This is a genomic window from Nocardia sp. NPDC055165 (assembly GCF_053606985.1).
Genome location: NZ_JBSGSS010000001.1, coordinates 477,506 through 495,816, shown reverse-complemented (window position 1 = coordinate 495,816; position 18,311 = coordinate 477,506). Strand labels below are relative to the sequence as shown.

The 18,311-nt window shown below is 66.0% G+C and carries 17 protein-coding genes; 10 read left to right on the top strand and 7 right to left on the bottom strand.

What is annotated here, in order from left to right; genetic code table 11:
* Positions 1-60: 60 nt before the first annotated feature.
* The 5 genes from ACWFRF_RS02445 to ACWFRF_RS02425 all read right to left on the bottom strand — a co-directional run bounded on the left by ACWFRF_RS02445 (position 61) and on the right by ACWFRF_RS02425 (position 4,674).
* Entirely contained in the window at positions 61-363 is a 303-nt protein-coding gene (locus ACWFRF_RS02445; RefSeq protein ID WP_452448593.1) for a hypothetical protein, read from the bottom strand.
* Positions 360-1,877, bottom strand: coding sequence for a class I adenylate-forming enzyme family protein (locus ACWFRF_RS02440; RefSeq protein WP_452448592.1), 1,518 nt, complete (start codon positions 1,875-1,877; stop codon positions 360-362). Before ACWFRF_RS02440 ends, ACWFRF_RS02445 begins: the two co-directional genes overlap by 4 nt.
* A gap of 77 nt (positions 1,878-1,954) precedes the next feature.
* Positions 1,955-3,253, bottom strand: coding sequence for an amidohydrolase family protein (locus ACWFRF_RS02435; RefSeq protein ID WP_452448591.1), 1,299 nt, complete (start codon positions 3,251-3,253; stop codon positions 1,955-1,957).
* A gap of 54 nt (positions 3,254-3,307) precedes the next feature.
* Positions 3,308-3,454, bottom strand: coding sequence for a DUF1059 domain-containing protein (locus ACWFRF_RS02430; protein ID WP_452448590.1), 147 nt, complete (start codon positions 3,452-3,454; stop codon positions 3,308-3,310).
* Entirely contained in the window at positions 3,454-4,674 is a 1,221-nt protein-coding gene (locus ACWFRF_RS02425; protein WP_452448589.1) for a CaiB/BaiF CoA transferase family protein, read from the bottom strand. The genes ACWFRF_RS02430 and ACWFRF_RS02425 overlap by 1 nt, the downstream gene beginning before the upstream one ends.
* A 91-nt stretch (positions 4,675-4,765) precedes the next feature.
* Here ACWFRF_RS02425 and ACWFRF_RS02420 point away from each other — a divergent pair, with 91 nt between their 5' ends.
* Genes ACWFRF_RS02420 through ACWFRF_RS02395 form a run of 6 tightly spaced genes read left to right on the top strand, consistent with a single transcriptional unit; the run spans position 4,766 to position 10,654 of the window.
* The gene (locus ACWFRF_RS02420) at positions 4,766-6,307 is read left to right on the top strand and encodes an aldehyde dehydrogenase family protein (RefSeq protein ID WP_452448588.1); all 1,542 of its coding nucleotides are present in this window, start codon (positions 4,766-4,768) and stop codon (positions 6,305-6,307) included.
* A 53-nt stretch (positions 6,308-6,360) separates the two neighbouring features.
* Positions 6,361-7,209 (top strand): mycofactocin-coupled SDR family oxidoreductase, encoded by an 849-nt coding sequence (locus ACWFRF_RS02415; protein ID WP_452448587.1) that lies wholly within the window; start codon positions 6,361-6,363, stop codon positions 7,207-7,209.
* Positions 7,210-7,212: 3 nt separating this feature from the next.
* Positions 7,213-7,401, top strand: coding sequence for a rubredoxin (locus ACWFRF_RS02410; protein WP_452448586.1), 189 nt, complete (start codon positions 7,213-7,215; stop codon positions 7,399-7,401).
* Positions 7,398-8,660 (top strand): NAD(P)/FAD-dependent oxidoreductase, encoded by a 1,263-nt coding sequence (locus ACWFRF_RS02405; RefSeq protein WP_452448585.1) that lies wholly within the window; start codon positions 7,398-7,400, stop codon positions 8,658-8,660. The genes ACWFRF_RS02410 and ACWFRF_RS02405 overlap by 4 nt, the downstream gene beginning before the upstream one ends.
* 1 nt (position 8,661) lies before the next feature.
* Positions 8,662-9,849 carry a thiolase family protein gene (locus tag ACWFRF_RS02400; protein WP_452448584.1) on the top strand — a complete coding sequence of 396 codons (1,188 nt, stop codon included), beginning with the start codon at positions 8,662-8,664 and terminating at the stop codon, positions 9,847-9,849.
* Positions 9,850-9,883: 34 nt separating this feature from the next.
* The gene (locus ACWFRF_RS02395) at positions 9,884-10,654 is read left to right on the top strand and encodes an SDR family NAD(P)-dependent oxidoreductase (RefSeq protein ID WP_452448583.1); all 771 of its coding nucleotides are present in this window, start codon (positions 9,884-9,886) and stop codon (positions 10,652-10,654) included.
* Positions 10,655-10,710: 56 nt separating this feature from the next.
* On the opposite strand, the gene ACWFRF_RS02390 is transcribed toward ACWFRF_RS02395, so the two are convergent.
* Positions 10,711-12,396 carry an FAD-dependent oxidoreductase gene (locus ACWFRF_RS02390; protein WP_452448582.1) on the bottom strand — a complete coding sequence of 562 codons (1,686 nt, stop codon included), beginning with the start codon at positions 12,394-12,396 and terminating at the stop codon, positions 10,711-10,713.
* A gap of 175 nt (positions 12,397-12,571) precedes the next feature.
* Here ACWFRF_RS02390 and ACWFRF_RS02385 point away from each other — a divergent pair, with 175 nt between their 5' ends.
* Both ACWFRF_RS02385 and ACWFRF_RS02380 read left to right on the top strand, forming a co-directional pair.
* A complete protein-coding gene (locus ACWFRF_RS02385; RefSeq protein WP_452448581.1) occupies positions 12,572-13,423 on the top strand; it encodes an SDR family oxidoreductase in 852 nt (283 codons plus the stop codon).
* The gene (locus ACWFRF_RS02380; protein ID WP_452448580.1) at positions 13,420-14,220 is read left to right on the top strand and encodes an enoyl-CoA hydratase/isomerase family protein; all 801 of its coding nucleotides are present in this window, start codon (positions 13,420-13,422) and stop codon (positions 14,218-14,220) included. The genes ACWFRF_RS02385 and ACWFRF_RS02380 overlap by 4 nt, the downstream gene beginning before the upstream one ends.
* Positions 14,221-14,235: 15 nt before the next feature.
* On the opposite strand, the gene ACWFRF_RS02375 is transcribed toward ACWFRF_RS02380, so the two are convergent.
* Positions 14,236-15,114 carry a TetR/AcrR family transcriptional regulator gene (locus ACWFRF_RS02375; RefSeq protein WP_452448579.1) on the bottom strand — a complete coding sequence of 293 codons (879 nt, stop codon included), beginning with the start codon at positions 15,112-15,114 and terminating at the stop codon, positions 14,236-14,238.
* 321 nt (positions 15,115-15,435) lie between these two features.
* On the opposite strand from ACWFRF_RS02375, the gene ACWFRF_RS02370 reads away from it, so the two are divergent.
* A complete protein-coding gene (locus tag ACWFRF_RS02370) occupies positions 15,436-17,379 on the top strand; it encodes a sensor histidine kinase (RefSeq protein WP_452448578.1) in 1,944 nt (647 codons plus the stop codon).
* Positions 17,376-18,272, top strand: a complete 897-nt coding sequence (locus tag ACWFRF_RS02365; RefSeq protein WP_452448577.1) for an HpcH/HpaI aldolase/citrate lyase family protein — start codon at positions 17,376-17,378, stop codon at positions 18,270-18,272. Before ACWFRF_RS02370 ends, ACWFRF_RS02365 begins: the two co-directional genes overlap by 4 nt.
* The last annotated feature ends 39 nt before the right edge of the window (positions 18,273-18,311 follow it).

The following is an 18,311-nucleotide window of genomic DNA, read 5'->3' as shown; positions in this document are numbered from 1 at the left end:
AACGACGAACGGCGCTCCACCTCCTCGAGGTCGGAGCGCCGTTCGCGTCGGCACGGTAAGTCAGTCGCTGGACGGAAGTTGCTTGGCGTCCTTCAGATTCAACGGGACCGCATCGACCGCGAGTGTGCCGCTACCCGCCTGGGTGACCAGGATTTCGGCGCCGGTGTCGTGCACGTACCGCTTGCCCACCGCGGTGCCGGTGGAGAACTCCGGATCGATGACGGCCTCAGCATCCTTGTCCTGACCGAACGGCACCATCGGGGCGCCACCACACCGCAGCCCATCGACCGCCTCGGTGTACTTGATGACGATGACCTGGGTCTGACAGACCTGGCTCTCGAGCCGGGTGCCGCTCTTGATCACGATGACTCCTCGCGGGTAGTGGAAACAGGTGAGAATTCCTGGATGAGGGTGCGCCGCAGAATCTTTCCTGTCGGCGTGGTCGGGAGTTCGTCGCGGAAGACGACCCGATCCGGGGTGCGCGATCCGCGCAGACTCAGGCGCACATGGGTGCGGAGCAGCTCGGGATCGGGTGCGGTGCCGGGGGCCGCCACGACCACGGCGACGATGATCTGGCCCCACTCGTGGTCGGGCACGCCGACCACGGCGACGTCGTGCACATCGGGATGCTCGACGAGAACGTCCTCGATCTCCGCGGGTGCGATGTTCTCGCCGCCGCGGATGATCGTGTCGTCGGACCGGCCGCCGATGAACAGGAAGCCGTCGGCGTCGAGTTCGGCGAGATCCTTGGTCGGGAACCAGCCGTCGGCGTCGAGTACCGAGCCGATCTCGGCGTAGACGCCCGAGACCTGGGGGCCGCGGACGAACAATTCGCCGACCTCGCCGGAGGTGAGGACGGTGCCGTCGGCGTCACGGATCTGCAACTCGACACCGGGTACCGCGCGGCCGACGGAGCCGAGTCGTCGCACGATCGCCGGATCGTCGGACTCATAGGCGGTCCGGTGATCCTCCGGCGTCGAAACGGCGATGGTAGAGCTGGTTTCGGTGAGACCGTAGGCATTGACGAGACCGACCGAGGGCAGCAGCTCGAGTGTCGCGCGGACCAGCGGCAACGGTGCCTTCGATCCGCCGTAGGCAAGGGTTCGCAGGGTCGGCAGTTCGATACGAGGCATGCTCTGCAGCGCGGTGACGATGCGGTCGAGCATGGTGGGCACGACGGTGGCATTGGTGATCGGTTCCTCGCGCACGAGCTCGATCCAGCGGGCCGGGTCGAAGTGGCGTAGATACACGACCTTGCGACCCGCGTACAGATTCGACAGCGCCGCACCTACTCCGGCGATGTGATAGGGCGGCAGACAGACCAGCGCGGCGTCGCCCGGTTCGGCCGAGGCGAACTCGACCGTGCCCATCACGTAGCTGGTCAGGTTGGCGTGGGTGAGTTCCACCGCCTTGGGCCGCGATGTCGTCCCCGAGGTGAACAACAGCACCGCGACGTCGTCGGGGGAGACCTCGGCGATCGTTTCGTTCCCCCCGGCTTCGGCAGCGGCGATGAAGGTCTGCGAATCGACTACCTGCTTGCCGCAGTCCGCGACCATGGCGGCGTATTCGGCATCGACGACGACCAGCGGCGCGGGGAGCCGCTCGATCAACTCGCGCAACGCCGATGCGCTGAGTCGGTAGTTCAATGGCGTGAACGGTTTGCCGGCTCGCGCGGAGCCGAACATCAGCAGCGGCAGCATGATTCCGCCGGTGCCGACATAGGCGACGTGTTCGGCGCCGGAGTCGGCGATCGATCCGGCGGCCCGGTCGGCCAGTTCGCTCAGCTCCGCCGCGGTCGTCCTGGTGCCGTCGCAGACGACGGCTATCCGGTCCGGTTCACTCGCCGCGACCATCTCGAGCATCACCGAAATGCTCAATACATCACCTCATCGGTTTCAGAGAAGGAAGCGGCCACCGTGGCCATGGATGCCAGGGTGGCCGCACCGTCGTACGGTCAACTCGCGTTCTGCGCGGTGGCCGCTTTGATCTGGGACTGGAATGCCTGGAGTTTGTCCTCGGACGAGGTCGACCGGTGGCTGCGCGCCTGGATGCTCACATCGTGGTCGGCAGCCGCGGCCCGCAGTGCCCCGACGGTGGCCTGCTCGCGCGGGATGTGCTTGAACGGGTCGAAGGAGTACCAGCGCATCGCGTTGAGATGGGTCATCTTGTCGATCTCGTCGTCGGGCACCTGCTCGCGCCCGAGCACCTGCGCGAGCACCTCGGGTGCGTCGGGCCACATGGAATCGCTGTGCGGGTAGTCCATCTCCCACATGATGTTGTCGATGCCGATCTCGTGGCGCAGCCGCACGCCGATCGGATCGCTGATGAAGCAGGTCATGAAGTGGTCGCGGAATACCTCCGAGGGCACCTTCCCGCCGAAGTCCTGCATCGTCCAGGTGGAGTGCATCTCGAAAGTCCGGTCGACGCGCTCGAGGAAATACGGAATCCAGCCGGTGCCGCCCTCGGACAGCGCGATCTTGAGGTCCGGATAGTCCTTGACCGGGCGTGACCAGAGCAGATCCGCCGCGGCCTGGACGATGTTCATCGGCTGCAGCGTGATCATCACATCCGGAGGCGAGTCGACCGCGGGGATCGACAGGCGGCCCGAGGAGCCGATGTGGACGTTGAGCACGGTGTCGGTGTCGACGAGTGCCTTCCACAGCGGATTCCAGTACGGATCGTGGAAGCTCGGGTATCCCAGCGCGGCGGGGTTCTCGCTGAAGGTCAGTGAGCGCACGCCTTTGTCCGCGACTCGGCGGACCTCGGCGGCGCACAACTCGGCGTCCCAGATCACCGGCAGCGCCATCGGGATGAAGCGGCCGGGGTAGGCGCCGCACCACTCGTCGATGTGCCAGTCGTTGTAAGCCTGCACCAGGGCGAGGGAGAAGTCCGAGTCCTCGGTCGCGAACAGTCGTCCCGCGAAGCCGGGGAACGACGGGAAGTTCATCGATGCCAGGACCCCGCCCGCGTTCATGTCCTTGATGCGCTCGTGGACATCGAAACATCCGGGGCGAATCTCGTCGAGGCCGTCGGGCTCGAGGCCGTATTCCTCCTTCGGGCGTCCCGCCACGGCATTGAGCGCCACATTGGGGATGACGATGTCCCGGAACTTCCACACATCCGCGCCGTCAGGGGTGCGCACCAATTGCGGCGCCTCGGCCGCGTACTTCGCGGGGAGATGGTTCTTGAACATGTCCGGCGGTTCGATGATGTGGTCATCGACGCTGATCAGGATCATGTCGTTCTTGTCCACGATCACACTCCTAAAATCGTTACAGTAAGGCTTACAATATAGCTCATGGTCGCCTCAGTAGGCCATGAACAGAATCTGTTCGCGGGTGTAGCTGTGGTCGGGGTGCTGCTCGGTGAGGTGCAGGCGGGCCTTGACGACGAGGTCCTCCTCGTCCTCGCCGACCAGGAACTCCCCGCACGGGCAACTCAGGTGCCGCTTCATCAGAGGATCGCTCCGCTCTCCTTGGCCGCGATGATGTCGTCCCACTCCATGCCGAGCTCGAGCAGAATGGTCTCGGTGTGCTCGCCGTATTCGGGTGCTCGGCTCGCCGGTGCCGGCGTTTCATCGAATTGCACAGGGGCGGAGACGGTTCGGTATTCGTTTCCCGCACTGTCGGTCGGGGTCATCAGATATCCGTTGGCCACGACCTGGGGATCGTCGAGTACCTCCTGCGGGCTCGCGATGGTGGCCCACACGCCGGGCTCGTCGGCGAGCGCCTTCTGCCAATCGGCGAGGTCACGCTCGGCGAAGGTCTTGCGCAGCTCGGCGGTGGCGGCTTCGTGGTTGACGACCAGGTTCGCGAGCGGCACGAACCGCTCGTCGACGCCGAGGTCGGGCCTGCCGATGCGCTCGCAGAAGCCACGCCAGTAGCGGTCGGCCTGCAGCAGGACGAGCTGAACCCAGCGGTTGTCCCTGGTTCGGTAGCGGTTCACGGCCGGATTGAGCGCGGTGCCCGCTTCGCCGGCCGGAATGCGGTCGATGCCGTAGTAGTCGGCGGCTGCGATGTCGGGCGCGACAGCCCACATTCCCTGGGCGAGCAGGGAGCTGTCGACAAGGGGGGCGTGGCCGGTGCGTTCGCGGTGGAACAGTGCCGCGGTGACGCCGCCGGCCAAGGTGATGCCGCCCTGGAGGTCGCCGAAGGCGGGGCCCTGTGCCATGGGGAATTCGGCGTTGGTCGGTGTCAGGGCGTAGGCAACGCCGGCGCGCGCGAGATAGCTGGCCGCGTCGAACCCGCCACGGTCCTTCTCCGGGCCACGGCTGCCCTGACCGCTGCCTCGGGCGATGATCACATTCGGGTTGAACTCGCGGATCTGCTCGATGGTCAGGCCGGCGCGCTCGAGCGGCGCGGGCAGCCAGTTCGTGAGGAAGACATCGGCTTTCGCGATCAACCGGCCGAGGATCTGCCTGCCCTGTTCGGACTTGATGTCGATCCCGATGCTGCGCTTGCCGTGATTGCCGAGCTCCATCATGAAGTTGGCCTCGACCTGCGTACCGGTGCCGTCGAGTCCGCCGATCGTCAGGTTGCGGCACGGATCGCCACCGTTGGTGTCCTCGATTTTGATCACGTCCGCACCCCAGTCGGCCAGCGCGGCCCCCGCGCTCGGGACGTAGGTCCACGATGCCAATTCGACCACTGCGACGCCACTGAGCAGACCGGACATCGGTGCTCCTTTCCGGTGATTGATACGTGTCGAAAAGTACTATACGGTAAGCATTACAGTTATTCATCCAGGATGGTTATCGGGAGGCAATGTGAGCGACGTCGTCGAAGTGCGGACAGCGCTGAGTCCGGAGCTGGGGCTCGCCGCCGCGGAGCAAGCGGAGTTCCGCATGCTCATCGACGGTGAGCTGACGGCAGCAGCGTCGGGCGGAGCCTTCGACAATCGCAGTCCGGCGACCGGGCGCGTGCTCGGCAGCACCGCCGCGGCGGACGAGCACGACATGCTGCGCGCGATCGCGGCCGCCCGTCGAGCTTTCGACCACACACCGTGGTCGACCGACGGCGCCCTGCGCAGGCGCTGCCTCGAGCAGTTGCAGTCGGCGCTCGAGTCGGAGAAGGAACTGCTGCGCACCGAACTCGTCGCCGAAGTCGGCTGTCCGGTGATGACGACCCAGAACGCGCAACTGGACTGGCCGCTCACCGAAGCGCTGCGCTATCCGGCGAAGCTGATCGAAGAATTCGAGTGGGAACGCGTCCTCGACGGCGGTGGGTTGTTCGGTGACCGCAACAAGCGCACCGTCCTGCAGGAACCGGTCGGCGTGGTCGCCGCGATCTGTCCGTCGAACTTCCCGATCGAGGTCATCCTCAACAAGCTCGGTCCCGCCCTGGCAGCGGGCAACACCGTCGTGCTCAAACCGGATCCGAATACGCCGTGGAACGCCACGCGGCTCGGCCGGTTGATCGCCGAGCACACCGACTTCCCGCCCGGGGTGGTGAATGTCGTGACCACACCGTCCAACGAGGTCGCTGGATTGCTGGCGACCGACCCGCGCGTGGACCTCATTTCTTTCACCGGTTCGACCGGCGTCGGGCGCACTCTGATGCGTCAGGCCGCGGGCACCATGAAGCGCACCTTCCTCGAACTCGGCGGCAAGTCTGCGCTGATCGTGCTCGACGACGCGAAACCGGAGAGCGCCTTGCGCGCGGCGGTGGGCGTGTGTGTGCACGCGGGCCAGGCATGCGCGGCGACGAGCCGAATGCTGGTGCATCGCTCGATGTTCGACGACATGGTCGCCGCGGTCGGCGCGGCCTTCGCGGCCGTACCGGTGGGGGATCCGGCGCTGCCGCAGACGCTGGTCGGCCCGCTCATCAGCGCGGGCCAGCGGACGCGGGTGCTCGATACCTGTGAGCAGGCCATCCGTGACGGGGCACAGCTGGTCACCGGCGGCGGCGTTCCCGCCGATCTCGCCCCCCACCTCGCCGACGGTCACTTCGTTCAGCCGACCGTGTTCGTCACCGAGGACCCGGGGTTGGCGATCGCTCAGGAGGAGATCTTCGGACCGGTCCTGGTGATGATCCCGTACTCCGATGACGAGGAGGCGCTGCGCATCGCCAACAACAGTGCCTTCGGTCTGGCCGGTGCGGTGCTCTCACGATCCGACGAACGAAGCATGGACATCGCACGTCGGCTCAGGACCGGTGCGGTCGGCGTCAACGGCGGGATGTTCTACGGCGCCGACGCACCGTTCGGCGGTTACAAGAACAGCGGAGTCGGGCGCCAGTGCGGCATCGAAGGATTCCAGCAGTACCTCGAGACCAAGACCATCGGATCCAGGATCCCGCGCACGAGCTGACCGCTCGTCCGGGACAGATCACATCATCGAGAAATATCGAAAGGTTGTCAGCAGTGGGAAAATTGGACGGCAAGGTCGCGGTCATCTCGGGTGCGGCCCGAGGCCAGGGCCGATCGCACGCGGTGAATCTCGCGGCCGAGGGCGCGAGCATCATCGCCTTGGATATCTGCGCCGATCTCGACGGCAACACCTACCCGCTCGCGCGGCCCGAGGATCTCGAGGAAACGGGCCGACTGGTCGAGAAGGAGGGAGTTCGCTTCCATCCTGTGATCGTCGACGTGCGTGAGCGCGCCGCCGTCTGGGCGGCGATCGGCGCGGGCGTCGAGGCGCTCGGACGGCTCGACATCGTGGTGGCCAATGCCGGCATCGCCGCGATGGGCAAGGGGCAGACGATTCAGTCGTGGTCGGACACCATCGACACCGATCTGGCTGGTGTGTTCAACGTGGTGCAGGCGAGTCTGCCGCATCTCGGTGCGGGATCGTCGATCATCGCGACCGGCTCACTCGCCGCGCAGCTGGGCAGCTCCACCAAGCAGGGCCCCGGCGGTTCCGCGTACAGCCTCGCGAAACAGGTGGTGGCGCACTATGTCAACGATCTGGCGATCCAGTTGGCGAAGCAGATGATCCGGGTCAACGCGATCCACCCCACCAACGTGGACACCGACATGCTGCACAACGAGGGCATGTACAAGGTGTTCCGTCCCGATCTGGAAACTCCGACCCGCGAGGACGCGGAGATGTCGTTCCCGGCGATGCAGGCCATGCCCGTCCCGTACATCCAGGCCCAGGACGTCTCCAACCTCGTCGTCTTTCTCGCGTCCGAGGAAGCCCGGTACATCACGGGCAGCCAATTGCGCGTCGACGCGGGCGGTTTCGTCAAGGCAGTGCCGTGGGGGAAGTGAACCATGACGACTACTACCGCCTATAAGCTCTACCGCTGCATCATCTGCGGCTGGGAGTACGACGAAGAACTGGGCTGGCCTGATGACGGCATCGCGCCGGGCACCCGCTGGGACGATATCCCCGAGGACTGGACCTGCCCGGACTGCGGCGCCGAGAAGGCCGAGTTCGAGATGATCGAGGTGCAGCGATGACTGTCCCGCGCACCGGCCGGGTGGTCATCATCGGGACCGGAATCGCTGGGGCCACCGCAGCGGAGACGTTGCGCAAAGAAGGGTTCGTCGGATCGATCGTGCTGGTCGGCGACGATCCGTCGGCGCCCTACCGTCGGCCGATGGTTTCCAAGGAGTTGCTGTCCGGAACGGCCACCGCGGACAAGGCGCGACTGAAACCGCCCGGATTCTGGGCCGAGATGTCGATCGAATTGCGCACGGGTGTTTCCGCTCGTGACCTCGACACGGCTTCTGCCCGTGTCGAACTCGACGACGGCTCCGGCCTGGAGTACGACGCTCTCGTCTTGGCGACAGGTGGGCGCGCTCGCCGGCTGGAATCGGTGCTGCCAGAGGCTGAAACGCTGCGAGATCTGCAGGATGTCACCGCGCTGCGTTCAGTGTTCGAGCGCGTGGGTGCCACCGGAGAGGCGCCTTCGGTTCTCGTCGTCGGTGGCGGCCTGGTCGGTATGGAGGCCGCGGCCGCGGCCCGCACCATGGGCGCCGAGGTCACCGTGCTGGAAGCGGCCGACCGGGTGCTCGAACGTGTGGTGCCCACGAACGTATCGGCGAGTTATGAACGGCTGCACCGGGATCGTGGGGTAGCGGTGCACACCGCGATACGGCTGGACACGGCGCACCACGAGAACGGTCGAACCCGATTGGTGGACGAGGACGGACGGGAGTGGATCGCCGATGCCGTAATCGTCGCCGTCGGCATGACGCCCAACGCCGAACTGGCGGTCCGTGCCGGCATCACCGTAGCCGGGGGCATCGTCGTGGACGAATTCTGCGCGACCTCGGTGTCCGGGGTGTATGCGGTCGGCGACGTGGCTCGGCTCCCCAACCTGGTCCTCGGTGGCAGTGAACGAATCGAGCACTGGAACCACGCCCAGGCCCACGGCGCCGCGGCCGCGCGCACGATCCTGGGTGCGCGCGAGCCGTACGCGGAAGTCCCGTGGTGCTGGACGAATCAGTTCGGACGCAGCCTGCAGATCGCCGGCTGGCCCCGGCTCGGCAACGAGTTGGTCGTGTTCGGTGACATCGACGCGGGGCCTTTCCTGGCGGTCAGCCTGGCCGACGGCCGACTGGTCGGCGCGCTCGGCGTCGGTCGGCCGCGTGATATCCGCGCCGCGCAAGCCCTGATCAAGAGCGGAACACAGTTGTCGAGAGCCGCTCTCGGTGCCGATGAGCTCGACCTCGTCGAGTTGGCTTCGGCACCAGCACAATTCGTCGGAGGTTGAAATGCCCGAACCCGTGATCGTCAGCGCGGTCCGTACCGCCATCGGGCGCTCCTTCAAAGGTGCGCTCGTGAACGTGGCGTCGGAGACGCTCGCGATCGAAATTCTCACCGAAACCGTCCGCCGGTCGGGCATCGACCCGGCGGAGATCGACGATGTCATCCTCGCCGAACTGAACTATGGCGGCGGTGACCTGGCGCGTTATGCCGCGGTGGCCGCAGGCATGGAGAGCGTGCCGGGCCAGGCGGTCAACCGGCACTGTGCGGGCAGCCTGACCGCGATCGCCAACGCGGCCGCCCATATCGGGGCCGGAATGGAACGAGTCGTCGTAGCCGGTGGCGTGCAATCGCTGTCGACCGCTCCAGCGATGACCTGGCGGGTGCCGGGCTCGGGGCCCGAACCGGAGTTCATCGAACGGTGGATGCCGCCACCGCATCCCGAGACGCCGGACGCGCCCGCCTCCGACATGTCGATCACGGTCGGCTGGAACACCGCGAAGAAGGTCGGTATCAGCCGTCAGGAGATGGACGACTGGGCGGCGCGGTCGCATCATCGCGCCGTCGCCGCGATCGACGCGGGCAGGTTCACCGACGAGATCCTGGCGTTGAAGGTGGCCCGAGCCGACGGTTCGGTGATCGACTTCGCGGTGGACGAACACCCTCGCCGTGATACGACGCCGGAACGGTTGGCTGCCCTGCCGGTCCTGCATCCCGAGATCGAGGGCTTCTCGATCACCGCCGGAAACAGCAGTGGCATCAACGACGCTGCCGCCGCTGTCACCGTCACCTCGGACGACTACGCGGCAGGCGCGGGCCTCGAGGTGCTGGCCTCGGTGCGAGCGTGGGCGAATGTCGGTGTCACGCCGGCGGACAACGGCCTGGCCGCGGTGAAGGTCATCGGCAAGGTCCTCGACCGTGCCGGACTGACAGTCGAGGACGTGGCGCTGTGGGAGATCAACGAAGCGTTCGCGTCCGTGCCGATCGCCGCGTGCCGGGCCTACGGCATCGACGAGGAGAAGGTGAACTTCTCCGGCAGCGGATGCAGCCTCGGCCACCCGATCTCGGCGTCGGGAGCACGCCAGGTGACGACGCTGATCTACGAGCTCCGGCGTCGTGGCGGTGGCATCGGGGTGTCGGCGATGTGCGCGGGCGGTGGCATGGGCGGAGCCCTCGTCATCGAAGTGAACCCCTGACCGGCCATCCATCCATGAAAAGTGAGGAGACACAGTGTCGTTCGAAGGTGAAGTAGTACTGGTTACCGGTGGCGCCGGTGGCCTGGGAGATGCGACAGTGCGTGAGCTGCATGCTCAGGGCGCCGCTGTGGTCATCGCCGATGTCGACGACGCGAAGGGCAACGCGCTGGCCGCCGAACTCGGCAACAAGGCTGTCTACGTGCGCACCGATGTGCTCGACGACGCGACGATCGAGACCGCCTTCGCGAAGGCCGCCGAGCTCGGCACGCTGCGCTACGCGGTCATCGCGCACGGCGGTTTCGGTGTTCTGGAGAAGGTCGTCAATCGTGACGGGAGCCCGCACACTCTGAAGGGATTCACCGACACGATCGCGCTGTATCTGACGGGCACCTACAACGTGCTCAGGCTCGCCGCGGCCGAGATCGCGAAGCTCGAGCCCAAAGGCGACGGCGAACGTGGCGCGATCGTCATGACCAGCTCCATCGCGGGGTACGAAGGCCAGATCGGGCAATCGGCGTACGCGGCGGCCAAGGGTGGGGTGATCTCGCTGACGCTGACCGCCGCCCGTGACCTCGCTGCTCTCGGTATCCGGGTGAACAGCATCGCGCCGGGAACAATCCACACCCCGACAATGGACGTCGTCGGCGAGGAGAAGCTCGCGAAGTTCGCGGCTTCCGTGCCGTTCCCGAAGCGCCTCGGTGCGCCGGCCGAGTACGCGTCGTTGGCTCGGCATCTGCTGGAGAACCCGTACATCAACGGCGAAGTCGTCCGCATCGACGGTGCGCAGCGGTTCCAGCCCAAATAGCCGTCAGACCTCAGCACTCGACCGCCGCTCCGGATTCGGAGCGGCGGTCGTTGTTGTCAGTGCCGCACCGGGCCGTTCGAGGCGGCCTTCAGTAGGTCCTCATGGGTGGTGAGTTTGATTCGGGGCCTGCCGGATGCCCGGCCCGCAGTGACTTCGGCGGTGTCGATGGCGTGCCAGCCGTCCTGATCGACGAGATCGGGTTGGCGTTCACTGATCAGGCTCCGCAGCGCTTCTCGATCGCCGATCGGCGTGGTGAGCCTGCCCGCGATGAAGTCGGCGATGAGACAGTCGACCGTCTCCTCGGAGTCCACGCGGTTGGACCCGATGACACCACGCGGTCCGCGCTTGATCCAGCCGCTGACGTAGACCCCGGTCATCGGCGCCCCCTGGTCATCGATGACCCGCCCGTGCTCATTGGGCACCACGGCCCGCGCGTCGTCGAAGGGGAGGTCGGCGACAGGGGTGCCTCGGTAGCCGATGGAACGCAGGACCAGCCCGGTGTCGATGGATTCGGTTCGCCCGGTCGTTCGCGCCACTCGCTGCCCGTCCACGTCGACGAGCTCGTTGTGCTCGAGTTCCAGGGCATGAACTCGGTCGCCGCCGTGTATCGCGGTCGGCGACGCCAGGTAACGCAACACGATTCGCTTGTTGTGCGCGTCGGGCCGCGCGGTGGCGTACTCCTGCGCCAGGTCGTATTTCAGTTTCACGGACGGGTCGACTTCGGGGTCGTCGAGTATGGCCCGGTCGGTCGGGTCCATCGTGAGATCGGCCTCGTCCACGACCACGTCCACGCCCTCGAGGTGGGTCAACGCCAGGAATTCCGGGCTGGTGTAGGCGGCCTGCAACGGGCCACGCCGTCCGAGGACGACGACCTCGCGGATATTGCTCGCGCGCAGTGCTGCCAAAGCATGGTCGGCGATATCGGTTTCGGCCAGCGCATCGGGGGACATGGTCAACACCCTGGCGATATCCAGCGCGACATTGCCGTTGCCGACGATCACCGCGCGGTGACCTGACAGATCGAACGACCGCTCGGCGAAGTCGGGGTGGCCGTTGTACCAAGCGACGAACTCGGTCGCCGAGTGCGAACCCGCCAGGTCCTCGCCGGGTACGCCCATCCTGCGGTCGGCTGCGGCACCGACGGCGTAGAGCACCGCGTGATGATGGGCCGCGAGCTCCTCGTGTGAAATATGATTTCCCACTTCCACATTCAGATAGAACTGCACGGCCTGGCCACGGAACGCGGTTTCGAACAAGCGCGACACCGCCTTGGTGCCCGCGTGGTCCGGAGCTACGCCTGCCCGCACCAGGCCCCATGGTGTGGGCAGACGGTCGAATATCTCGACCTCGACATCACAGCGCCGACGCAGCTCGTCGGCCGCGTAGCAGGCGGCGGGGCCCGCTCCGACGATCGCTACTCGCAGAGTGCCGAGATCCTTCGCAGGCCGGGTCGGCACGTGGGCCGCAGCGAAGTTCGACTCCAACGGATTCCGTTGGAAGTAGTCGGCGTTGATGTCGCGGAATCGCACCAGTGGCACTGGCAGTTCGTCCGCTGCGTGGATGGCGTCCACCGGGCACGCGTCGACGCATGCGGCACAGTCGATGCAGGTGTCGGGGTCGATGTACAGCATCTCGGTGGTCGCGAATTCCGGCTGGTCGGGCCGGGGACGGATGCAATCGACGGGACACTCCGAGACGCAGCTGGCGTCGTTGCAACAACGCTGCGTGATCACATATGCCATGGTCTGCTGCTCCTCTGAAAAGCGATGTACCCCTCCGCTGGTTCCCGTGGACGCGCGATGGGTTGATGGTGTTACTGTAATAGTAACTGGAATACATTCGGTACAACGCCTCGTGTCCGCGCACCTTCCCGGAGCGGAGGACTCGCCGGGGCCGAACAGACGGGAGAGCCGGTCGATGCCGGACAGCGACAAGCCGCTCGCGCACAGAACCATGATCATGTCGGGCGGCAGCCGTGGCATCGGACTCGAAATCGCCAAGCGGGTGGCCGCGGACGGAGCGAATATCACCCTGATCGCCAAGACCGATCAGCCACATCCCAAGCTGCCCGGCACCATTCACACCGCGGCGGCCGAACTCGAGCGGGCGGGTGGCACGGTGATCAAGATCGTCGGCGACGTTCGTGACGACGCGGTGGTCGAGGCGGCCATAGATCGGACGGTCGAGACATTCGGCGGGATCGACATGGTGGTCAACAACGCCTCCGCGATCGACTTGGCCACTACCGAGACCTTGGCGATGAAGAGCTATGACTTGATGCTCGATATCAATTGCCGCGGTAGCTTTCTGCTCTCGAAGCTGGCAATTCCGGCACTGAAGCGCTCGGCTCTGGCCGGACGCAACCCGCACATCCTGACCCTGTCGCCACCGCTGAACCTCGATCCTCGCTGGGCCGGTGCGCATCTGGGCTACACGATCGCCAAATACGGGATGTCGCTGACGACGCTCGGTTTGTCCGAGGAACTGCGTGCCGACGGTATCGGCGTCAACTCCCTGTGGCCGCGCACCACGATCGCCACGGCGGCGATCAGGAATCGTCCCGGCGGTGAGAAGCGGATCGCCGCGTCGCGCACCCCCGATATCTGCGCGGACGCCGCCTATCTCGTCCTCACCTCGTCGGCCGACCGGACGACAGGGAACTTCCTGATCGACGAGCAGGTGCTGGCCGAGCACGGGATCACCGACCTCGACAGATATCGAGCGGTGCCGGGAGACGAACCGCTGGCCCTGGATCTGTTCCTGTCATGACAGTGGATCTTGTGCTGCACCAGCTGCGCCGAGGTGGTGTGTGCACGTTGACTCTGCATCGTCCACACCGGCGCAACGCGATCAATATCGATCTCTGGGTCGCACTGCGGGAAGCGCTGGATACGATCGGCCATGATCCGACCGTGCGGGCCGTCGTCCTCACCGGCGCAGGCGGGACTTTCTGTGCCGGCGCCGATGTAGTCGACAGCGATCCGTATGCCGCGCCCTTCGTGAAACTGCAGGCGATCTCGGAAGTTGCTCAACGACTCCACGACCTGCCGGTCCCGACTGTCGCCAAAGTGCGTGGCGCCGCGGTCGGAGCGGGATGGAATCTCGCGTTGGGATGTGACCTGGTCGTCGCGACGCCGGACGCGAGATTCTCGCAGATCTTCGCCCGGCGTGGGCTGTCGCTGGATTGTGGGGGTTCCTGGCTGCTGCCGAAGCTTGTGGGCGTACAGCAAGCCAAGCGGCTGGCTCTGTTGGCCGACATGATCGATGCGGCCGAGGCGCTCGACCTCGGGCTGCTCACATGGATCAAATCGGAGGAGGAGATCGACGACTTCGTCGACGAGATCGCACAGCGGCTCGCGACGAGTCCGCCGATCGCCGTCGCTCAGACCAAAGCGCTCCTCAACGAAGGCGCCGACCACACGATGCGCGAGGCGCTGGCCAACGAGTCACGCGCGCAAGCGGTGAACTTCGCGACGACCGATGTTCCGGAGGCGTACGCGGCCTTCGCGCAGAAGCGCGAGGCCGCGTTCACCGGTGAATGGAACGTCCGTCGTCCTGAGGTCTAGAAGCCGGCCTCCGGGCTATTCCGTCCCGGACGTCGACGGCCTGCGACGCGGGGCTGTGGTCTTCTTCGTGGGCGTGGTCTTCTTCGCTGCCGCGGAGCTCTTCGCAGGAGCGGCCTTCTTCGCGGGTGCGCTCTTCTTCGCCGGGCGAGTCGGCGCCTTGTCGGCGGGAGCGATCTTCTTCGCCGCCGAGCGTGGTTTCGCGTCGATCAGCTTGCTCGCACGATCGAGGATCGACTCGAGACCGTACTCGAAGTTGTGATCATCGGGCGCGCCGCTGCGGTGACCACGGGCGCCGGCCGCGGCCAGCAAGGGCGTGGTCTCCGGGGAAATGGTGAGGTGCTCGTAGTAGGCGCCCGACTCGTCGCCGGATTCCTTGTTCTTGTCGTAGAGCCGCTGCAGGACAATCGATCCACGGGTGTGCAGCTGGATCGCCGAGTAGGTGTCGACGGCGTCATCGGGAGACAGGCCGGCCTCCACCAGGCTGGCGACCACCTTCTCGGTCTGCTGTGCTCCGGACTCGGCGGCCCGGGGGCTCAGCGCAGACCGGATGAGGATCAGATCGCAGAGAATGGGGTTGCCCAGGAACGTCTTGCGCATAGTCCTGGCGTGATTGCGCAGTGTCTCGCGCCAGTCGTCGGCCTCGATGAACGGCGCGGCGACCGCATACTGTTGCAGCGCACGGTCGGTCATCGCGTTGAGCAGCTCGTCCTTCTTGCGGAAGTACCAGTAGATGCTCGTCACGCCGACATCGAGGCGCTTGCCCAGCTCGGGCATGCTCAGGTTGTCGAGTGAGACCTCCGCGGCGAGCTCGAACGCACCGTCGAGGATGTCCTCAGGGTTGAGCGAGCCTCGTTCGCGTCGTGGCCGCTTGTCCGCGGTTGCCTGCTTCGCCATGTCGTAACCACCTCCGTGAAGTCCCTTGTGGTGCCGACGGTCACCGTTGTCGGCGCGGCGTCACCGTTCTCGGTGGTGCGCGCCACAGTAAATACTACCGCGAGGCATTCTATCGGTTCGGCAAGCGGATCTCGGTGAGGGTTCGAACCGGCGACTTCCGCGTGTCCGGCAACCTTCTTGCGCATATACAGTAATTAGTACAGTATAGCGTTCTATCGCAGGTTCGGTATTCCCTCGGACGATGGCTCCAGCTCGTCTGTTTCGGCGATGTGCCACGAAAACCGGCCGCGATCTCAGTCCCCTTTGCGTGAGGATTCCGTGGTGTTGAAACCAAGGCTCGGTGTTCGTGGCCGCATTCTGGCTATCGCGTTGGTCCCGAGCGCGGTCCTACTCGGCGTCGGGGCGACCACGGCGGGCTCGATGATGATCAACGGATATCGCAGTGAACGATGGGCGTCGGGAATGCTCGACGGCATCGACCCGATGTCGGAGATGGTCGCCGCGTTTCAGCAGGAGCGTCAGGCGACGCTGTGGTTGTACGCGGGCGCGGAAACCGACCGGGGGGTACTGACGACGGCTCGAACGCGGGTGGACGCGGCCCGGCAGCGGATCGCGCCGACCGAGAACGTCGCCCAAGTACAGGGGTCCGAACAGCTGCGCTCGAACATCGGCGACCACTCCGCGCTGATCCAGCAGCTGTTCCGGGTGCGCTCGGGAGTCGACTCGGGCACTCTGAGCATGGTCGACGCGTACGCGTTCTACGGTGTTGTGCCGCAGCTGATCATCCTCGGCACGAGCGTCATCCAAGATGAGGCACCCTCGACCGCCACCGCATCCGAACTCGCCGTCGCGGTCGAGGTGCTCTCCGCGGTGGAATCGCTGAGCCGCGCCACCGCTCTCGGCGCGGTCCTGGCCCGCGAACGCGAACTGCCGGAATCGCTTGCGACCGAGTACGTCCGGTTGATCGGCTATTACCACACCACCGTCGAGAATCTCACCAAGGACCACGACGCTGGTCGTGCCGACGCGGTGAAACGGCTCATGGAGGGCTCGGCCTGGGTCGATGTGACTGCTATGGAGGCGGCACTGACCCGTCGCGCTGTCGTACCGAACGGACCCCGGACACCGCTACCTCTCGGCACCGAGGAGTGGCAGTCTGCCGTCGATTCGGTCTCGCGCTCTCTGCTGGGGCAATGGGACGTGCACAACCGCACCGCGCAGAGCATCGCCGTCACGGCGGCGAAAGAAACCCGGCGCGATTCGGTGATGGCGGGCGTGACTGTGCTCGTGCTGGCCGTCGGTGCGTTCCTGGTGGCGTTGTGGATGGCGAACCGCATCATCCGGCGGCTGACCCGGCTGCGTGATCAGGCGATGCTGCTGGCCGACGAACAGTTGCCGGAGATGATGCGCCGACTGCAAGCCGACGAGCCGGTGGATCCGAAGACACACGCCCATCTGGACTTCGGCAGCGATGAGATCGGGCAGGTTGCCAAAGCATTCGATCATGCCCACACCGTCGCGGTGGGGGCGGCGATCGCCGAGGCCCGTACCCGCGAGGGCGTGAAGTCAGTGTTCCTGAATATCGCCCATCGCAGTCAGCTTGTTGTCCACCGACAGCTGGAGATCCTCGACGAAGCCCAGGCGCGACAGGAGAATCCGGCATTGCTGGACATCTTCTTCCGCCTCGACCATCTGGCCACCCGTGAACGTCGCCATGCCGAGAATCTCACCGTTCTCGCCGGCGGCAAGCCCGGGCGTCAATGGCGGCAGCCGGTTCCGCTGATCGAGGTCGTGCGCAGCGGCGTCGGTGAGGCTGTCGACTACACGAGAGTTCGGATCTCGACGCTGCCCGATGTGTCGGTCGCCGGGATCATGGTCGCCGACCTGGTACACCTGATCGCCGAACTGGTCGACAATGCCGCGTCCTTCTCCCCGCCGACGTCGCATGTGGACATTCGCGGCGGTGTCGTCGGCAGAGGTCTGGCGATCGAGATCATCGACCAGGGAATCGGCATACCGGCGACCGAACGGGTGCGTCTCAACGAATTGCTGGAAAAGCCACCCGGGTTCGGGGTCAGCGCGTTGGCCGAGGGCTCGCGGCTCGGCCTGTTCGTGGTGGCCAGACTGGCCGCGCGCCACGGCATCACCGTGCGCCTCACCGATTCCGACTACGGCGGGATACGCACCATCGTCCTGGTGCCCGCTGACCCGAACGCGCAAGGACAGGTTGCCGTACACGTTCTCGAGGGAGTGGATCGACGATGAAACCAGTGGACTTCCAGGCCAGGTCGTGGCTTTTCGCGCCGGGCGACAGTGAGCGAAAGATGGCGAAGGCCGCAGCCGGGCCAGCCGACATCGTGCTCATCGATCTCGAAGACGCCGTGGCGGTAGAGGCCAAGCCGGGTGCTCGCGCGCGGACCGCCGAGTTCCTCGCGGCCCACTCGGACGAGGACCGGCGCCGGTTGTGGGTCCGAGTCAATCCTCTCGACGGTCCACATACCTTGGCCGACCTGGCCGCTGTCATGGTCGCGCGGCCGGGCGGCATCATGCTGCCCAAATCGCGCGGCGGTGAGGACGTTCGAATCCTGGACCACTACTTGTCCGCGCTGGAAGCCGCCAATGGCGCCGATCTGGGGAGCACCGCGGTGATCGCGCTGGCGCCGGAGTCTGCCGACGCTGTCTTCACCACCGGAACCTACGGTGGCGCACCACGATTGGCGGCCCTCACGTGGGGTGTAGCCGATCTCGCCGAGTCTGTCGGCGGGTCCGCCGCGCTCGGCGCGGACGGTCGCTACGGCTTCACCTATGAGCTCGCGCGGAGTCTGTGCCTGCTCGGCGCTACCGCTGCCGGTGTCTCGGCGGTCGACACCATCCACGGCGACTACCGCGATCTGGACGGCCTGCGCACCCGTTCCGAGCAGGCTCGTCGCGACGGCTTTCGCGGGATGTTGGCCATCCATCCGGCCCAGGTCGAGGTCATCAACGAGGCCTTCATGCCGAGCGCGCAAGAGATCGCCGCTGCCCAGGAGATCGTCGACCTGTTCGCGGCCCAGCCCGAGGTGGGAGCGATCGGGCATCATGGCACGTTGCTCGATCGCCCCCACCTGGTCAGGGCGCAGGCGGTGTTGGCCGGTTCGCGTCGGCGGTCATCGCCGTAACGCGATGCTCGAGCGAGTCCGCCAGGAAACTCGGCGGAC